At 64.3% G+C, this 17,693-nt stretch carries 10 protein-coding genes and 5 pseudogenes; 10 read left to right on the forward strand and 5 right to left on the reverse strand.

Features of this window, described 5'->3' with window-relative positions:
* Positions 1-308: pseudogene (locus BLS43_RS31420) on the forward strand (integrase core domain-containing protein); the annotation flags it as partial.
* A 41-nt stretch (positions 309-349) separates the two neighbouring features.
* Here BLS43_RS31420 and BLS43_RS27495 read toward each other — a convergent pair.
* Complete coding sequence (locus BLS43_RS27495) at positions 350-1,930, reverse strand: acetyl-CoA carboxylase carboxyltransferase subunit alpha/beta (RefSeq protein ID WP_245707876.1); 1,581 nt, start codon at positions 1,928-1,930, stop codon at positions 350-352.
* A gap of 367 nt (positions 1,931-2,297) precedes the next feature.
* On the opposite strand from BLS43_RS27495, the gene BLS43_RS27500 reads away from it, so the two are divergent.
* The 4 genes and pseudogenes from BLS43_RS27500 to BLS43_RS27510 all read left to right on the forward strand — a co-directional run bounded on the left by BLS43_RS27500 (position 2,298) and on the right by BLS43_RS27510 (position 4,925).
* Positions 2,298-2,690, forward strand: a complete 393-nt coding sequence (locus BLS43_RS27500) for a nuclear transport factor 2 family protein (RefSeq protein WP_176921595.1) — start codon at positions 2,298-2,300, stop codon at positions 2,688-2,690.
* Positions 2,691-3,090: 400 nt separating this feature from the next.
* A pseudogene (locus BLS43_RS27505) lies at positions 3,091-4,173 on the forward strand (IS630 family transposase).
* 68 nt (positions 4,174-4,241) lie between these two features.
* A pseudogene (locus BLS43_RS31795) lies at positions 4,242-4,370 on the forward strand (helix-turn-helix domain-containing protein); the annotation flags it as partial.
* Between the two features lie 54 nt (positions 4,371-4,424).
* On the forward strand, positions 4,425-4,925 hold the full coding sequence (locus tag BLS43_RS27510) for a transposase family protein (protein WP_281245877.1): 501 nt from the start codon (positions 4,425-4,427) through the stop codon (positions 4,923-4,925).
* A gap of 24 nt (positions 4,926-4,949) precedes the next feature.
* On the opposite strand, the gene BLS43_RS27515 is transcribed toward BLS43_RS27510, so the two are convergent.
* On the reverse strand, positions 4,950-5,903 hold the full coding sequence (locus BLS43_RS27515) for a cyclase family protein (RefSeq protein ID WP_093089625.1): 954 nt from the start codon (positions 5,901-5,903) through the stop codon (positions 4,950-4,952).
* Positions 5,904-6,464: 561 nt separating this feature from the next.
* Between BLS43_RS27515 and BLS43_RS27520 the strand changes: the two genes are divergently transcribed.
* The gene (locus BLS43_RS27520) at positions 6,465-8,588 is read left to right on the forward strand and encodes a CocE/NonD family hydrolase (protein ID WP_143030263.1); all 2,124 of its coding nucleotides are present in this window, start codon (positions 6,465-6,467) and stop codon (positions 8,586-8,588) included.
* A 216-nt stretch (positions 8,589-8,804) separates the two neighbouring features.
* On the opposite strand, the pseudogene BLS43_RS27525 reads toward BLS43_RS27520, so the two are convergent.
* A pseudogene (locus BLS43_RS27525) lies at positions 8,805-9,212 on the reverse strand (integrase core domain-containing protein); the annotation flags it as partial.
* Between the two features lie 433 nt (positions 9,213-9,645).
* On the opposite strand from BLS43_RS27525, the pseudogene BLS43_RS27530 reads away from it, so the two are divergent.
* Positions 9,646-10,873 (forward strand): annotated as a pseudogene (locus BLS43_RS27530) (IS1634 family transposase); the annotation flags it as partial.
* Between the two features lie 139 nt (positions 10,874-11,012).
* Here BLS43_RS27530 and BLS43_RS31800 read toward each other — a convergent pair.
* Together BLS43_RS31800 and BLS43_RS27535 are read right to left on the reverse strand one after the other, a co-directional pair.
* A complete protein-coding gene (locus BLS43_RS31800) occupies positions 11,013-11,135 on the reverse strand; it encodes a hypothetical protein (protein ID WP_281245876.1) in 123 nt (40 codons plus the stop codon).
* 100 nt (positions 11,136-11,235) lie between these two features.
* Positions 11,236-11,994, reverse strand: coding sequence for an SDR family NAD(P)-dependent oxidoreductase (locus BLS43_RS27535; protein ID WP_093089627.1), 759 nt, complete (start codon positions 11,992-11,994; stop codon positions 11,236-11,238).
* A 1,164-nt stretch (positions 11,995-13,158) separates the two neighbouring features.
* Between BLS43_RS27535 and BLS43_RS27540 the strand changes: the two genes are divergently transcribed.
* The 3 genes from BLS43_RS27540 to BLS43_RS27550 all read left to right on the forward strand — a co-directional run bounded on the left by BLS43_RS27540 (position 13,159) and on the right by BLS43_RS27550 (position 17,636).
* Positions 13,159-14,961, forward strand: coding sequence for a flavin-containing monooxygenase (locus tag BLS43_RS27540; protein WP_218130035.1), 1,803 nt, complete (start codon positions 13,159-13,161; stop codon positions 14,959-14,961).
* A gap of 243 nt (positions 14,962-15,204) precedes the next feature.
* Positions 15,205-16,803: a fatty acyl-CoA synthetase gene (locus BLS43_RS27545; protein WP_093089652.1), complete on the forward strand. Its 1,599-nt coding sequence runs from the start codon at positions 15,205-15,207 to the stop codon at positions 16,801-16,803.
* An 80-nt stretch (positions 16,804-16,883) separates the two neighbouring features.
* Entirely contained in the window at positions 16,884-17,636 is a 753-nt protein-coding gene (locus tag BLS43_RS27550; RefSeq protein WP_176921596.1) for an enoyl-CoA hydratase/isomerase family protein, read from the forward strand.
* The last annotated feature ends 57 nt before the right edge of the window (positions 17,637-17,693 follow it).

A 17,693-nucleotide genomic window follows, 5' to 3' on the forward strand; every position in this document is an offset into this window, starting at 1 on the left:
TGCACTCCGACCGCGCAGCCAGTTCCGATCGCATGCCTACCAGAGCGTTCTCCGCGAGGCGCAGCTACGCGGGTCGATGGGACGGGTCGGAACGTGCGCAGACAGACAACGCCGCCATGGAGTCCTTCCTCAGCCTGCTGCAGAAGAACGTGCTCAATCGGCGCCGCTGGTCGACCAGGGCCGAGCTCCGGCTCACGATGATGACCTGGATCGAGCGCACCCACCACCGCCGAAGACGCCAGGACAGCCTCGGCAGGCTCACCCCAGTCGAGTCCGAGATACTCACCTCGGCCGCCCACGCGGCCTGAACACCCACCCGACACGGCTCAACCAGACCCTGGGCAGACCCCTATCTGCCAAGACGACGGTAGCGGTGCAGGCGGCTGCGGACGCGCTCGCGATCCTCCCGGCCAAGCAGGCCAGCCAACTCCTCACCGAGTACGCGTCCCAGCCTTAGGCAGAACTCCGCGGGTTCGTCGGCGGCGTCGGGATACTCGGGTACCACGCGGTCGACGATTCCGGCCCGCCAGAGGTCCGTCGCCCTGACTCCTTGCTGCTCGGCCAGCTCCCCGGCGCGGTCGACGGTGCGGTGCACGATTGCGGACGCTCCCTCGGGCGGCAGGGGGCCGAGCCATCCGTTGGCGGCGGCCAGCACACGGTCCCCGGGCACCAGCGCCAGCGCCCCACCACCGGTGCCTTGCCCGAGCAGCACCGCCAGGGTCGGCGCCTCCAACATCACCATGTCTTGGAGGCAGCGGGCGATCTCCGCGGCCAGCCCACCCTCCTCGGCCTCCCGTGACAGCGCCGCGCCAGGCGTATCGATGAGTGTCACGAGAGGCAGCCGCAGCTCCTGAGCGAGACGCATCCCTCGGCGGGCCTCTCTCAGCGCACCGGGGCCCAGCGGGGCAAAGAGGGACTGACCTCGTCGGTCCTGGCCGAGCACGACGCACGGGGCGCCGCCGAAGCGAGCCAGCGCCAACAGCAGCCCGGGATCGCGCTCGCCTGCACCGGTCCCCGACAGCCCGACCACATCCGTGGCCGCGGTGCGCAGCAGCTGCCGGACCCCGGGCCGATCGGATCGTCTCGATGCGACCACTATCTCCCAGGCCGTGCGACCGTCCTCGGGATCGTCGTCGGCGGTACCGTCCTCGATCGCCGGTCGTGATGCGTCCGCCACGTCGAGGTGCCATGTCTGCCGTGCGGCCAGTACCCGCAGGGCCCGGTCGGCGACCTCGGCGATGTCCTCGTGCTTGACAACGGCGTCGATCAGACCGTACTCGGCCAAATGCTCAGCGGTCTGCACTCCCTCGGGGAAGGGCTCCCCGTACAGCGTCTGGTAGACACGTGGCCCCAGGAAGCCGATCGACGCGCCCGGCTCGGCAATGGTCACATGGCCCGTCGACCCCCATGAGGCCAACACTCCGCCGAACGTCGGGTCGCGTAGGTAGACCAGGTAGGGGAGGCCGGCCTGCTTGTGCCGGGCGATCGCTGCGGTTATCCCGATCATCTGCAGGAACGCCACTGTTCCCTCCTGCATCCTTGTGCCACCGGAGACCGGGGCGGCAAGCAGCGGAAGGCCCTCCTCCGTCGCTCGCTCGACCGCGGCGATCAGCCTCTCCGCCGCGGCGACACCGATCGACCCGGCAAGGAAGCCGAACTGCCCAGCTACGACGGCAACTCGTCGCCCTCGCAGTCGACCCTCGCCCGTGATGATCGCCTCGTCCTGGCCAGAGTGCTCGGCTGCGGCGATCAACTCTCGCGCGTAGAGGTCGTTCTGTTCCGGCCGAGCGATGGGCACGTCCCACGACGTCCATGAGTCGGTGTCCAGCACCAGGTCGCGGAGCAAGCGGACGTCACCGCTGCGGGTACGCTCAGACCTCGCTCCGTGGACCGTCGTCTCAGCCATCTTCGCCTGTTCCTCGTCTGCCATAAGGGTGTTCGTTCAATCGAAGCCGAAGCGACATCGCGTCGCCGGGCCGCCCGAGCCTGGGCGGTCTCTTATCGAGGATCTTACGGTATGGATTGCCGACGGGTGCTAGATTCACGGCATGCTGGGTGCCGCGGGCGCGCTCACAGGGTGACGGTCATCCGCATGGCATCGGCGCGGCTACTGGAACCACGTGCTGGGCCGAACGGTCCGCCCGACCACCGTGCCCCTCTCCCGACGCAGGCCGCCCTTCTACCGGTTCCGTCGCTGCTGGATGGGTCGCATCATGCTTATGATGGCCCTCGTTCTGGGAAAGATTGGTGGTGCGACGTGCGCACCGGGTCGACTGCACCGAGCAATGAGGTGGGAAATGCCCCTGCATACTCATGACATTGTCGCCGTTCAACAGATTGCTGCACGATACAATCATGCGCTCGATGCGGGGGACGGCGATGCTTTCGCCGCGCTCTTCCTGTCGGACGGCGAACTCGACACCGGGGACATCATCATTAAGGGGAGGGCCAGATTGGCAGAATTCGCTCGATCTGTCGGCGAGCGACCCGATCACATCCGTCATGTATTGACCGACGTCCTGGTCGACGGTGACGAAAAGACGGCTTACCTGCGAGCGTATTTGCGGGTGACGGTCCGATCTGACTCCTCCGGCCCTCGGACCGAGGTGAGTTCCGGCTCATATCATTGTCGCCTTGAGAAGGTCGACGGTGAGTGGCGGTTCGCCAAGCGAACATATGCGGCTGACTAAGCGCTCAGTCACGAGGCGGGCCCGAACCTGGTCACGGTTCGGTGATAATATGTCGGTTCCGAACGAACGGGTTGGATCTGTTGGAGCTCATTGGTGAGCCGGCGACGGAGGACTCCATGAGCCGGCCGAGCAGGCGGCCGACCAGCTTATGGCCCATCGCGGCCCAGTGAACCTTTGCCAACCTGCTGGACGGGCAGGTCAGCGCGTATGCGGCTTGGCGTAGCCGCGAATTGGTGAAGCTCCTGGTAGACGAGCGGTTGCTGAGACCAGACCGTCCAACCAGGAGCTTGAAGGTGCTGTCCTACCCGTCCGAGATGACCATGTCCAGCCGCGGGCTCAACCTGCTCGCCGACCCTAGTGTCCTGAGTCGTTAAATCGTTGTCGGTTGTCAGGCTGCGGTATGGCGACGCGAGGCCCGAAGCCGGCACTGATTGAGCTGTCTGACGACGAGCGCGCCCGGTTGGAGTCGTGGGCTCGTCGTCGGACCAGCGCTGCTGGGCTGGCGATTCGGAGCAAGATCGTGCTCGCCGCCGCTGAGGGGTGGATCGAACACCGAGATCGCGGCCCGGCTCGGGGTGTCTCGGCCGACGGTGACGACGTGGCGGTCGCGGTTCGCGGCCCGCCGGCTCGACGGGCTGGTCGACGATCCCCGCCCGGGCCGGCCTCGCACCGTGACCGACGAGCAGGTCGCGCGCCTGGTCACCGACACCCTCGAGAGCACCCCGACGGACGCGACGCACTGGTCGACCCGGTCAATGGCCGCCCGCCAGGGCATGTCGCAGACCACGGTGTCGCGGGTGTGGCGGGCGTTCGGGCTGGCCCCACACAAGTCCGACACCTGGAAACTGCCCAAGGACCCGCTGTTCGTGGACAAGGTCCGCGACGTCGTCGGGCTCTACCTCGACCCGCCGGAGAAGGCGCTGGTGCTGTGCGTGGACGAGAAGACCCAGATCCAAGCGCTCGACCGCACCCAGCCGGTGTTCCCGATGATGCCCGGAAGCCCGCAGCGGGCCAGTCACGACTACGTCCGCAACGGCACCTCCAGCCTCTACGCCGCCCTCGACATCACCACCGGCAAGGTCATCGGCTCCCAGCACTCCCGCCACCGCGCGATCGAGTTCGGGAAGTTCCTGCGCACCCTCGACCGCGAGGTCCCCGCCGAGCTCGACGTGCACGTGGTGCTGGACAACGCCTCCACCCACAGGACCCCGGCGATCCGCACCTGGCTGGCCGCGCACCCGCGCTTCGTCCTGCACTCCACCCTGACCAGCAGCTCCTGGCTCAACCTCGTCGAGCGCTGGTTCGCCGAGCTGACCACCAAGAAGCTGCAGCGCTCCACGCACCGCTCGGTCCGAGCCCTCAACGCCGATGTCAAGGCCTGGATCAAGACCTGGATCAAGCCTGGAACGACGATCCCAAGCCCTACGTCTGGACCAAGACCGCCGACGAGATCCTCGACAGCGTCGCCCACTACTGCAAATGAATCACTGACTCAGGACACTAGCGCGGCCGCCGTACGGGCGCGGGACCCGGTGGCGCAATCTCCCCGCAGGCCGCCAAGCCCTGCTCGTGGTCGCGCACCTGCGCAAGAACGACACCTACGCCGAGCTGGCCTGCGGGTTCAGGGTCGGCACCTCCACGGTGTACCGCTACATCCGCGAAGGTCTCGACCTGCTCGCAGCGAAGGCGCCCACGCTGGAGCAGGCGATCGAGGTCGCGAAACGGAAGGCGTTCGTGATCCTCGACGGCACCCTGCTGCGCATCGACCGGGTCGGTATGGCGTCCGGGTACGACCGCGCGTTCTACTCGGGCAAGCACAGGGCCCACGGGCTGAACGCGCAGGTCATCGCCGACCCGGTCGGCGGGCTGGTGTGGATCTCTCCACCGCTTCCCGGAGCGCGGCACGACATGGGTGCCGCCCGCGACCATGCAATCATCGACGCGCTGACCGAGCACGACATCGCTGCTGCGGCCGACACCGCCTACGAAGGCGAAGGCCCGACCGTGGCGGTCCCGCAGCGGCGTCGGCGCAAGGACCCCGAGACCGGGAAGTTCAAGAAGCTCTCGCGCAACCAGCGAGAGGCCAACACCGCACACGCGCGCCGCCGCGGTCCGGGCGAGCGGGCCATTGCCGAACTCAAGAACCGGCGGGTCCTGCGGAAGATCCGGTCCAGCTCGAACACCGCGGACAAGCTCATCGCCGCAGATCAAACCCTCATGATCGCCGGTGCATGATCAGGTTGGCAAAGGCTCATTGCTTCACAGCAGGGCGATGGGGTTCACCGGGGAACCTGTTCCCCCTGGCACCACCAGCGGAGCGACAAGCAGCATGAAGTCGTGGGCTCGACGAGCGGCACACGCCTCGGCGAGCGGCTCGAGCACCATGTTGTCGACGAGCGCCAATCCGTAAGCCCAGATGCTCCCATGGACGGTAAAGGCCACGTCGTAGGCCCATGGTTTGGCGTCTAGCATGTCCCAACCGAGAACGCTGACGTCGTTATCGCGGAGAAACGGCAGGCAAGAGGCATGCATCCCAGGTCTCTCGCCGGCGGCGTGATCTCCATACAAAGTGTCCGGATTGTCTGCCTGCCACTTCTCGCGTCCCATGTATACGCAGACGGCGTCGCCGGGGGTCAGAGCGACGCCTTGCTGTCTTGCCGCGCCTTCGAGTTCCCACCCGTGGACCGGGGAGTCCACAGATACATAATCGACGCCACGGTAGCGGGGAATGTCCAGCAGAACGGCACGGGTCACAATATCTGAGGACCAGTGCTGGACGCCGCCGAAGGTCACGCCGTCCGAGGTGATGTGATCGGCGGGATCCCGGTTGTTGTACAGCCCTTGTTCATCCCAGACGTGGGAAAGCGCGTCGAGATGGGTCGTGCTGCAACCGTGATAGAACACCCCGTAAAAATCGGCTGCAAATCCGCCCGACTCTGCCGTGGCTGATCGCGGGGAGACTTCATCGCCGCTGCCATGCCAGGTCTTCACGTAGTGCAAAGCAGGCTGCGGATTGTTGCCCGAGGCTCGTGTAGATATAGGTCGACTCAAGCTCAAGGTCTCGCCTGTGCGCACTGACGCCAAGGCCGAGAGCCGTTTCTCTGGTGTGATGAGGTTGATCGCCCCCCGTTCGTCGTGCTCACCCCATCGTCCCCAGTTGTTGCGCTCGAACAGGTAGGATCTGACGTCATCACTGGACGGGCTGCTGGACATGGTCAACCTTTCGTCGGTGTGGAGGTGACGCGGTCGTCTGGGGTCCCCGGCAGGTCGTCTGCGACCCACATGAGGTGTCCTCGCCGAGCTGGACCGCCGTTGCCGATCCGGCCGTCGGCTGCCCGGCCGGAGTCAGGTGACTGGGCAACGTTCGAGGTCGTGGTCACCGCCGGTCGCCGGCTGTGCTCCCCGGTAGACCCGGTGATCACGGAAGCTTGACGATCCAGAGCGTCTTACCAATCATCACCCGGTGGAGGCAAGTTGGCCATACCGCGAGCAGGTGTGCGGCCACCTCGCCTCGAGCCCGAGAGCGGCGTGAGTCCTGAAGCCTCATCTGGTGGCACACGCGATACGGTTTCGCCGACCGAAGCAAGGAGGTCATTCCAGTCGCGCTCTTGATGTGGTGATGGTTGAGGCAGGCGAGTCCTCGCGAGCGTCTGCTTTCGATCCAGGCCGCACACTCACGCGTCTTCGTAGTCTTCTGTGAAATAGAGCGTCGCACCGCTCGACTTCATTTTCGCCGGATCGAAGCCGGCACGAGCAGGGAGGTTCAACCAAGTGATGTCTGCTGGGCAGCATGATGGAGCGGTGGCTCATAATCTTAGATCGGGCGTTTTTGTTGACGGTCCATTCATCGGTCTTCGTTATTCAACGGGCTCCGGAAGTGGTGTTATCGGCGTCGACGGGGTATTTACCTTCACGGTAGGCGAGACTGTCACGTTCTCGCTGGGCGGGGTCATCATCGGTGAAACCATCGGTGCGGCAGCGATCAGTACTGTCGACCTTGTGCCTACCGATGCGAAGGACCCACTGTCGTCGCACGGAGTGACCAATCGCGCACGCTTTCTGCAAAGCTTCGGAGACGATTCGGACCTCCGCGATGGAGTGACGATCACTGATTCGCAGGTGGAAGAAGTATCGCGCCGAGCGGAAGGGGTCGACTTCGATTCAGACCGATTCGATACCAGCCAGGCTGTCCATGATCTCTTTGGGCAACTGGGCCTTCGGCTTCGAAGTGTTGCGGAAGCGCGCAACCATCTCCGTCGGGCGTTGCGCGGGATAAGACTGCTCCGCGACGTCGAGATTCCTACCCGTGACGGCAGCTTTCTGTCGGCAGATGTCTTTCTGCCGGCCGGTCCGGGTCGTGTACCCGCAATCTTGCGCCTCGGCCTGTACGGGAAAGCATTCGGGTCCGGATCCGCTATCGAGGCGTCGGCGGTGCAGGCTAGCGAGACGCGAGAGGACACCTTCTTTCAGATGAAGGTCGGTGACCAGCGGGCTACCAGTCCATTCGAGAATACCGCTTCCGCCAATGCCCACGATTGGGTGCCGCGCGGTTACGCGATTGTGCGCATCGATGGACGAGGAATTGGCAAGACGCCTGGGGTTGTCTCTCCCCTCTCACGCCAAGAGGCCGAGGACTACTACGATGCGATTCAGTGGGTCGCGGGGCAGTCGTGGTGCGACGGTCAGGTCGGCCTCGTAGGTGCGTCTTACCAGGCGACCAATCAGTGGGCCGTGGCCGCGATGCACCCGCCTGCCCTCGTCGCGATGATTCCGTTTGCGGGAGATCAAGACGGATATCGAGAGCTGGCTTATCCAGGCGGGATCTACAACGAACACTATCGTGAATGGTGGTTCAACGAAAGAGTGCTGCCTGCTCGCCCGAGCGCTGATGGCCCCTACGTGGATTTCCTGAAGACCTTGAAGGAGCATCCTTTTGACGGTGAATTCTACACGAACGACATCGATGCGCCATTGGGTGTGCGCTGTGACAAGATCGACGTCCCCGTCATGACGGCAATCAGTCAGACCATGATGCTCCATGGTCGCGGCGGCATCGAAGCATTCAATGCGCTCAGAGGGCCCAAGCACCTACTCATCGTGGATGCGGCCTACCAGTCGTATATGACACATGACACGCTGAAGGACCAGATCGCGTTCATGGACAAATATGCAAAAGCCAAGGAGGTGAGCCTGCCAGCTGTTCGGATGATCGTCCGAAAGGGTGCGAACGAGATCGAGTGGCGTAGCGCGGACGCGTGGCCTCCGGCAGGCACGGCCTATCAAGAACTCTTTTTGGACGGGTCCGACGGGTCGGCTGGATGGGGGGCGCCGCAGGTTGATGCTCTCATCCAATATTCCGCAGAAGTGAACGGTGCGGAGCCTCGTCCGGGCGCGTACTTCTATACTGAACCGCTGGATGAGGACCTGGATCTCATCGGTCATTTCACCGCTAACCTGTTCGTGTCCTCGTCGACCTCGGATGCCGACGTGTATGTCGCCCTCCGAGTTTTCGACGGTGAAGAGGAAGTGCATTACGGCACACGGGAGGAGAGTCCGAGGGCGCCCCTCACCTGGGGCTTCTTAAAGGCATCACATCGGAAGACCGACCCGTCAAGGTCGACCGCCGAGCGCCCATGGCACACGCATACCGAGGAGGACTATCTGCCGTTAGTGTCGGCAGAAATCGTGGAGCTAGCCGTCGAACTGCTCCCGGCGACTGCACGAGTAAGGGCAGGCTGGCGATTCCGAATCGAAATCACGGCGAGCGAAGGACCGGGCGTATTTCAAGATATCGCTCGGGTCTACGATCCTGAATATCATGCAGGAGCTGTGAACGCGGTTCACACCGGCCCCGCAACGCCGAGTCGTCTGGTTGTTCCCAGAATAGAGAGGGAGTAGGGTCAACTTCGCCGGCGTGGGTGTGACAGCGACCGCGTGATCTCTTGGTTCGGTGCCAGGCAACGTTGGGTCGCGGCTTCTTGAGTGGTGTGGGAGTGGTAGTCGCTGTCGTCGAGGGTGAAGTAGCGCAGCGCGGTGAACTCCGGCTTCGGTCCAGTTGAGCCAGGATGCGTTGGTCGGGGCGACTCGCCCTGGGTCTGATGGAGGCCCGGCTTTTCGGATTTGGACCGTCTTGCGGTCGTCCCGTTTGGCAGCGTGGAACGGCCTTCTGGTGTTCGGCTGGTGGCCGGTCGTGGAGGTAGCCGTGCAGACGGGTGGTGTTGTGCCAGTGCACCCAGCCCAGCGTGGCGAACTCGACATCCTCGACGGTCCTCCAGGGCCCGTCCCTGGCGGGCCCACGGATCAGTCGGCCTTGTAGTAGCCGTTCACGGTCTCGGCCAAGGCGTTGTCGAACGAGTCCCCGACCGAGCCGATCGAGGGGACCGCGCCGATCTCGGCGAGCCTCTCGCCGTATCGCACCGACATGAACGGAGACCCGGCATCGGAGTGACACCGCAGCCCGTCCAGGCGGGTACCGCGTGACCAGCGGGCCTTGTCGATGGCGTCGAGCACCCTGCTGGTGCGCACCCGAGTTTGATCAGCGATCCGGGTTCGGCGTGGGCGCGGGGCTGTGACCTGCGGTGATGGTTGGGTTTGGTGCGGGATTCACGCACTGATCGGCGGGTAGGCTCACCGGTTGTGGCGTTCATCAGGCGGGTCCGGACGGGCTCGGGCGCGAGAGCGGTGCAGATCGCGGAGTGTGTGTCCGGGCGCCGTCAGCGGATTGTCGTGCGCCTGGGCTGCGCGCATACTGAGGTCGAGTTCGGGGTGTTGATGGCGCGGGCGCAGGGGATGCTCGACGAGGCCGCGCAGGGCGAACTGGACCTGGGTCTGGCCAAGGTCACCTGTAGGGCTCGGTTGGTCCCTCTGTCTGCGGATCCGGTCGTGTTCGTACCTGCGGGAGACACGGCTGGTAGCTACTCGGGCGACGGTGGACGCGGTTGCTGCGGGAAGTGTGGTGGCGACTGTGTCGGCGCTGCTGTTGGACCTGCTCGGTGGTGTCTAGGTCGGCCTCGGGTTCGACGAGGTCGGCGATGAGGTGTTCGCTGGTTCTCGCCGGCGTCGTCGGGCCGACCTCGCTGCTGGATGTGGGTCGGGTGTTGGCCGAGGTGGGCTGGTAGCCGGCGTCCTGTCCGACGTTGTGGTGGACCCTGCGCCGCGCCGCCCGGATCGACGATGCCGAGGATCGCATTGAGTGCGGGGTGGACGAAGTGGCGCCTGCTGGCGAGGGTGGTGCTGTCGGGGTCGGTTTCTACCGGGACTGGATCGCCGATCTGTGCTTCGCGTATGCTTTGAGCTGCGGTGATGTCAGTCTGGTGGTCTACGATGTGATCACTTTCTACTTCGAGGTCGAGGAGGAAGGCGGGCTGCGCAAGGTCGGGTTCTCCACAGAGCGCCGGGTCGACCCGCAGGTCGTGGTCGGGCTGCTGGTCGACCGTCAGGGGTTCAAGTTCATCGTCGGCTCCCGGCAGTCCAAGGCGCCGATGGACCTGGAGTCGCACTTCCACTGGCACGGCGACGCCTTCGACGACGGCCAGTACGTCGACACGATCACCCCCAAGCGCGGGGCGGACATCGCGAACGACACCGCGCTACGCGCCGAGCCGGTCTGGGACCGCAAGCTCATCCGGGTTCATGGCGAGCGGTCTGGTCCTACTCGGCCAAGCGGTTCGCCCGGGACAACCGCACCCTCAACGCCCAGGAAACGCGAGCCCGCGAGGTCGTCAACGGCGACAAGACCGCCCGCACCCCGCAGTTCGTCAAGAATGCCGGTGACGGGCAGGTCCTCGACGAGAAGGCGCTGGCCCGAGCGCGGCGGCCGGCCGGGCTCAAGGGCTACGTCACCAAACCTGCCCGCCCAGGTCATGGATGCGGCCGAGGTCATCGGCGCCTATCACGACCTCTGGCGAGTCGAGGCGTCGTTCCGGATGAGCAAGACCGACCTCGCCGCCCGCCCGATGTTCCATCGCACCCGAGACAGCATCGAAGCCCACCTGACCATCGTTTTCGCAGCCCTTGCCGTCGCACGCACCGCGCAAGCCCGCACCGGGCTGTCCATCCGCCGAATCGTCCGCAACATGCGGTCGCTGCGCTCGGCGACCATCGCGGTCAACGGCACCGAGCACACCTTCCCGCCGCAGATCCCGGCCGACCTCAAGCCGGTCGTCACGGCGCTGCGCGGCTGACCCGCGTGACGCACTTAAGGCGTTTGATCAAACTCGGGTCGGAGTAGCGACGCGTTGTCGGCTTGCCCGGCGACTGATCTCTCGGCGTGGCTCCATCCTCGTCTCCAAGGTCAAGAGCCTCCACCGAACCCAGGGCGAGTCAGCGCTGCAGACAGGACTCGGAGATCTCGAAACTGCGAGCCACCGCGGCGGCGGACCGGTCGCCCTCGCGGGCGACGGCGATCACGTCGCGGCGGAACTCCTTCGGGAACGGCTTGGGCACGATGACGGTCCTTCCAGTGAGGAGCACATCCTCACAGGACTGAAGTCAACCGAACTCTGGGCAGTCCCCATTGGCTCGAAGCGACGAGCAGACGGGTGGCCTAATGGAGCGTCTTGCCTGCGTCAACGGTAACGTTGGACCCGGCCATGAAGCTCGTCTCGGGCGACGCCAAGAGACGGATGACTCGCGCGATGTCCTCAGGTTCACCCGTCCGAGGCAACGTACCGGGCAGGATGGGAAGTTTGTCGAGTCCTCGTTTGCGCAGGGCGGTCCGCGCCATCTCGGTGTCGACACCCCCAGGGCTGACGCTGAAGCAGCGCACGTTGTCGGGCGCGAGTTGGTAGCTCATCGCTCGGATGAGGGAGACGATCCCTCCCTTGCTCGCGGCGTACGCCGGCCCCGCTGGCGCCGAGAAAGCCGCGATGGACGCCACCGCGATGAACGTGCCCGCTCCTGAGCTCCTGAGTGGTTCCGCGGTATGGCGCGCCAAGTTGAAGGTGCCACCCAGATTCACCTCGATGATCCGCTCGTAGGTGCCGCGCGACAGCACACCGATGTCGGCATCGTCGACGCTGTTGATGCCATGGGAGCCGATGACGATGTCGAGCCTGGACCGACGCTCCACGAGGGACCTTGTGCAGGCCGCAACAGCCGATTCGTCGGAGACGTCCACGGCCTCGGCGCTGACGTCGAGGCCGTCCTCGCGGAGGCGAGCGGTCTCGGCTGTGAGGCGCTCCTCGTTGATGTCCGTGCAATGGACGTGTGCGCCCACCTCGGCGAGCAAGCGAGCAGTCGCTGCTCCGACTCCGGAGCTCGCTCCGGTGATGAGAGCGACCTTACCCTTCAAATCGATCATCATCCGAGTGTCTCCGTCCAGGGGCAACTTCGATGGATAGCCCGCCCGGACCTGCGACCGAGGCCGACCGGAGCGAGCAGCGGGTGCCGATCGTCTGAGACCGCCAGTCCCCGTTACACCACGGAAGACAGGGACCGTTCTCGTGACGTGACGCAGGCTGCGCGACTGCTGACCACGGCCTCGAGCTGGTTCGCCCACCCAGGCCCATTACAGGGCGACGACAACATCCCGTCAAGCCGTACGCGGCCCGTCCTGGCGGTCTCCGTCTGGCGTCGAGGCGAGTCGTGGCCGCGAGTGTCGGATCGACGAAACTCTTCCCGTAAGGCATCCGGTGGCGGCAGAGTTAGACTGCAACCTCCTGGCGTACTGAGCGAGAAGGCGAGCGGCGAAGTCGGGCGAGCTGCCAGGTCCTGCGTGCCCGTCGTGCGACCTGATTTGCCTGGTCAACTACCTGGCTGCAAGGGGGGCGAGTTCTGTGAACCATCCTCGGGTCTGCTTCCGTCGGCAGCGCACCGGTCATGGCGGTGCCGTGGATGCATCTCGGCAGGTCGCATCGTGGCGAGACAGAGAAGTCGAACCGCCGAGGGCCATGGCGCAGCCGCACCGTGCTAGTTTCGAGTTGACACATCCAGTTTCACGCTGGCAGGATCCGAATCTGGACCCGGGTTCCGCTTGCTGTCGGGCTGCCCAGGGCGGTGGTGCAGAGTGTTGGGGAGTTCCGAGGACCCTCGCGCGGTGCCGCACCACTTCGGCTGGCAAGCATGACTCCTGGTACACGCCGCTGGATACGCCTGGTAGCGGAACCGTTCTGTCGCGGATACCCAGCGCGGACGCAACCACGACGTCGGCCTCGGACGCGGAGAGGTCGGCGTGCCCTGTTGTGTAAGGAACGAGATGCCCGGCTGCTACTCGTGAACCGGCTTGGTCAACATGAGGCAAAGCGGCCGTGTGGCGTTGTCCGTGTCGTCGATCCGGCAGTGGCCCGGCCAGACTGTCCGTCGCGGCGGCCTCAGCCTGGCGGCTCTGCCGCTGTTCTCGCAGGTGACCGGAACGTCGGCATGCGCGGACGACCGTGTTGGGATGGCGGGAGACGTGCTGACGGTCATTGCGCGCCGCCTGCCGAGGAGACAAGCCAGAGTGCCAACAGGAGTGGAGGCGTGTGGTTAGGTGAGTGACGACATCAATACCCCGGAACTCGCGGCGGAGCTCGAGGCGAAGTATCGCGCTGAACGCGAGAAGCGCCTGACCGCGGATAGAGGCAGCTATCTGGCGATGACCGGCGCGCTGCAGCGCTATGCCGACGACCCTTACACGAAGCCGACGGAACGCACCCACCGGAAGGAGTCGAAGACCGTCGTCATTATCGGCACCGGTTTTGGTGGGCTGCTCATGGCTCAACGGCTCCGGGCGCAGGGTATCGAGGACTTCCTGATGCTCGATGAGGCGGGCGATGTCGGGGGGGTGTGGTACTGGAACCGCTACCCAGGCGCCTCGTGCGACATCGATTCCTATACCTATCTTCCTCTGCTGGAGGAGATGGGCTATATGCCCACAGAACGGTACGCCCGACAGAGCGAGATCTATGCGTACGCTCAGCAGATCGCGCGCCGTTACGGTGTCTATGAGCGTGCGCTCTTTCACACGTCGGTCACCGATATGCGGTGGGACGACGAGGGCCATGCCTGGCAGATCGAGACGGATCGTGGCGACGAGATTCGGGCGTCTTTCGTCGTCTCTGCCGTCGGGGGTGCGCTCAGTCGGCCGAAGCTTCCGGCGATCCAGGGAATCGAAGAATTCAACGGGGCTTCATTCCACACCAGCCGGTGGGACTACCGGTACACCGGTGGAGGACCAGACCTCGAGCTGGATGGATTGGCCGACAGGTCCGTCGCCATCATTGGGACCGGGGCGACCGCGCTGCAGGCCGTCCCCTGGCTGGGGCGTGCAGCACAGAAGCTCTATGTGGTGCAGCGGACGCCCAGCACGGTAGCACCGCGAAACAATGAGGCCACCGACGTCTCGTGGTTCAAAGGCCTTGAGCCTGGTTGGCAGCGGGAGCGCCTACGTAATCATGCGGCCGTCACCGTCGGGGAGGACTTCGAGGAGGACCTCATCCGCGATGGGTGGAGCGACATCTATTGGGACTTGATCGAACCTCTGCGTCAGGCGGGTGTCCCGAAGGACGAGGCGAAGCAGGTCGCGAAGATGGCCGACCTCGCCAAGATGGAGCGGCTACGGGCAAGGGTCGACGACGTGGTCAGAGACCCCGCTGTAGCTGCCAAATTAAAGCCCTACTATCAGTATCTCTGCAAGCGCCCCGGTTTCCATGACGCCTACCTCGACACATTCAACCGAGCGAACGTCGAGTTGGTCGACACCAATGGTCGAGGGGTCGATCGCATCACCTCGGATGGCCTCGTTGTAGACGGTACATTGTACAAGGTTGACTGCATCATCTACTCAACCGGATTCTTGGCAGCAGATGATGTGTACACGGAGCGGCTCGGGGCGGATATCACCGGGACCGGTGGGGTTCGACTGTCACAGAAGTGGGCGGAAGGCCCTGCGACCTTGCACGGGATCTTCACGAGTGGGTTCCCCAATCTGGTGTTGTTCCCCGACACTCGGCAGCAGGTGACGCAGTCGTTCAACTTTATGCGCACTCTGGTCGAGTCGTCCCTCCATGCGGCCTACGTGATCGCAGAGACATGCCGACGGGGGGCGCGCTACTTCGATGTCGACGAGAATGCCGAGCATGAATGGGTCGGCACGGTGATGCAGCATGCGCACGACGAGGATGAGTTCCTCGCTTCCTGTACGCCGGGCCGCGGCAACGGCGAAGGCGCTCTGCAAAACCGATTCCCGCGAGCGTCGTCGTATCCATTGCGGACGAATGCCTTCTTCGATCTGTGGGATGACTGGCGACAGCAGGGCGGTCTGGCGGGCCTGCGCCTGGAAGGCGCTCGCTGAAGGTGGGTGTGAGGAGCGGCCACGAGCTTACGAGATCGTTGACACGGAGCCAGATTTGAAATACAGTTTCAGATGGGTGCCATCGATGCTGCGCGGCACGCAATGCAGAAGTGTCCGACTCTCGATGGGTACGTGGCCATCGACGGGCCGACTCTCTGTGGACGATGGCCGATCCGCTGCTCGTGTCGATGCCCTCAGCGGTGTCGCGTCATCCGTGGAGACCGGAGGTTGAACATCGTGGCCATGGAACTGAGCCAGGGGTTGCCAGAGGTGACTGCACATGTCGCTGCGGCTCGACGTCAGTCGATCGATGAACTCCTCCGCCGTTCTGCGCGGAAGTTTGCCGACAAGCAGGCATTGATACAGGGCCAGACGACATATACCTATGGCGAATTGGATCTTGCGGTAAGCCGGGTGGCGGCTTCGTTGCGTGAGCGTGGCGTCATGCCGAACGAACGAGTTGCGCTATACAGTAGAAACTCTATCGACTACGCGGTGTCAGTCTTCGCGATCGCGCGGGCCGGTGCCGTTTCCGTCCCACTCAACTTCAATCTCGGCCCGGATGAGGTCGCCTACATCCTCGAGCATGCCGAGTGCTCGGCCATACTCGCCGAAGAGCAGTTGGTGCCGGTGGCGATAGAGGCGATGAAGCGAGCAGATCTTGTCGATGACATCACACTGACGGTGGCATTCGGCGACGTCCCGCCTCGTGTCGACGGGACATGGGTCTCGTTTCGAGATCTTGCAGACTCAGCGGCAGCGGGTCTCGACGACGCTGTGACGTCCGATGTGGCGTTCTTGATGTACACGAGTGGAACCGAGTCCCGGCCGAAAGGCGCGGTGATGACTACCGGGGCCCTGCTTGCTCAGTACGTAAGCATGGTCGTCTACGGCGAGATGAGCAGCAATGACCGGGAACTCCACGTCATGCCGCTCTATCATGCCGGACAGCTGCACTGTTTCCTTCTGCCCGACGTCTACCTGGGAGCGACGAACGTCCTCATGGACGGCACTGCGCCCGCGGACATCATGCAGTGCGTGCAGGAGCATCGAATCACGAAGCTGTGGTTGCCGCCAACTGTGTGGATCTCGATGCTCCGGCACCCGGACTTCCTCCGCTATGACCTGAGTTCGATCGAGCTGGCTTACTACGGCGCGTCGGCGATGCCCGTTCAGGTCCTTCGTGAGCTTCTCGAGGTGCTACCGAACGCAAGGTTCTTCAACTGCTACGGGCAGACCGAACTCGGCGGTGTCACCACAATGCTCGGACCCGACGATCAGTTCCGTAAGTCCGGGTCCTGCGGTCTTCCCACCCTTCATGAGGAGACGGGGATTGTTGATGCCGACGGGCGGCATCTGGGCGTGGGCGAGGTTGGCGAGATCGTACATCGCAATCCCCAGGCGACGCTCGGCTACTGGCGGGATCCGGAGCGGACGGAGGCTGTCTTCAGGGGAGGATGGTTCCACAGTGGAGATCTCGGCTACCTCGACTCCGAGGGCTATCTCTATCTTGTTGACCGAGTCAAAGACATGATCAAGACGGGGGGCGAGAACGTCGCCAGTCGGGAGGTCGAGGAGGTGATCTTCGCGCACCCGGCGGTAGCGGAAGCGGCAGTGGTCGGTGTTGCGGACCCACGTTGGATCGAGTCCGTGACGGCAGTAGTCGTGACGCGGCCAGGATTCCATCTCGAGGCGGCCGAGTTGATTGACTTCTGCCGGTCCAGACTTGCAGGATTCAAGACTCCGAAGGCCGTCTATTTCGTCGGTGAGCTTCCAAAGAATGCCAGCGGAAAAATCCTCAAGCGTGAACTTCGTGACCGTTACTCGGGGGCACCCCAATGACCCCACCTCAGGGCGGGACCGGTGACGGCAGCCCGTCGGCAGCGCGTGGCGTCGACGCCGACGGGCGGGACTCTCCCGGATTGGAGGCGCGCGCGGCCGGCGAGTCGAGCCAGGTCGCGATCGTGGTCACCGAAAACGCCGTGACCGTGTCATTCAACAATCCAGCGCGGCGCAACGTATTCACACCGGAGGTCGCGCTTTCGGTCGTCGACGCGCTTGAGGTTGCTGCGTCACAGCGACTTCCACTGGTCTTGCGGAGCGCGGCTCCGGGCATGTTCGTGGCCGGCGCGGATCTCGTCTCAGTCCGCGCCCGCACCACGAACGATTCCTTGGACAGGTCCACCGGTAAAGTCTTCGACCAGCTTTACGACCACCCGTATCCAACGGTGGCCGTGGTAGATGGATTTGCCCTGGGCGGTGGTTGCGAGCTTGCGCTCGCCTGTGATTTCCGCATCTCGACTCCCGACGCCCGATGGGGACTTCCCGAGGTGACTCTCGGGTTGATTCCGAGCGCGGGTGGTCTCAGCAGACTTCGTAGCCTGGTCGGCGAATCCATTGCTGTTGACCTGACACTGACTGGGCGTCGGATATCCGGCGCTGAGGCGGCCCGGATCGGGCTCGTACAGCGACTGGCGAGCGCGGAAAACCTCGACGAACAGCTGGCCGCACTGCTACACGAGCTGTCGCAGGCCGATCCGATGGCGCTCCGTTTGGCGAAAGGCGCCATGCGGGTGGTGGGCGATCAGAACCGACTCGTCGATGCGGCGGCGCAGGCGCTGTGCATCGCGAACCCGGACGCTCAGGCACGCATCGAGGCGCTCCTAGGCAAGTGACGTCACCTTTCCCTCATGAGCAAGGAAGACAAGAGTGCTTGAGACTTATCCGATCGA

The organism is Pseudonocardia oroxyli (assembly GCF_900102195.1).
Taxonomy (GTDB): Bacteria; Actinomycetota; Actinomycetes; order Mycobacteriales; family Pseudonocardiaceae; genus Pseudonocardia; species Pseudonocardia oroxyli.

What these genes read in the sequence shown, in the direction of transcription:
- BLS43_RS27495 (WP_245707876.1), bottom strand. Translation starts at nt 1,930, where the DNA reads ATGGCAGACGAGGAACAGGCGAAGATGGCTGAGACGACGGTCCACGGA.
- BLS43_RS27500 (WP_176921595.1), top strand. Translation starts at nt 2,298, where the DNA reads ATGCCCCTGCATACTCATGACATTGTCGCCGTTCAACAGATTGCTGCA.
- BLS43_RS27515 (WP_093089625.1), bottom strand. Translation starts at nt 5,903, where the DNA reads ATGTCCAGCAGCCCGTCCAGTGATGACGTCAGATCCTACCTGTTCGAG.
- BLS43_RS27520 (WP_143030263.1), top strand. Translation starts at nt 6,465, where the DNA reads ATGTCTGCTGGGCAGCATGATGGAGCGGTGGCTCATAATCTTAGATCG.
- BLS43_RS27535 (WP_093089627.1), bottom strand. Translation starts at nt 11,994, where the DNA reads ATGATGATCGATTTGAAGGGTAAGGTCGCTCTCATCACCGGAGCGAGC.
- BLS43_RS27545 (WP_093089652.1), top strand. Translation starts at nt 15,205, where the DNA reads ATGGAACTGAGCCAGGGGTTGCCAGAGGTGACTGCACATGTCGCTGCG.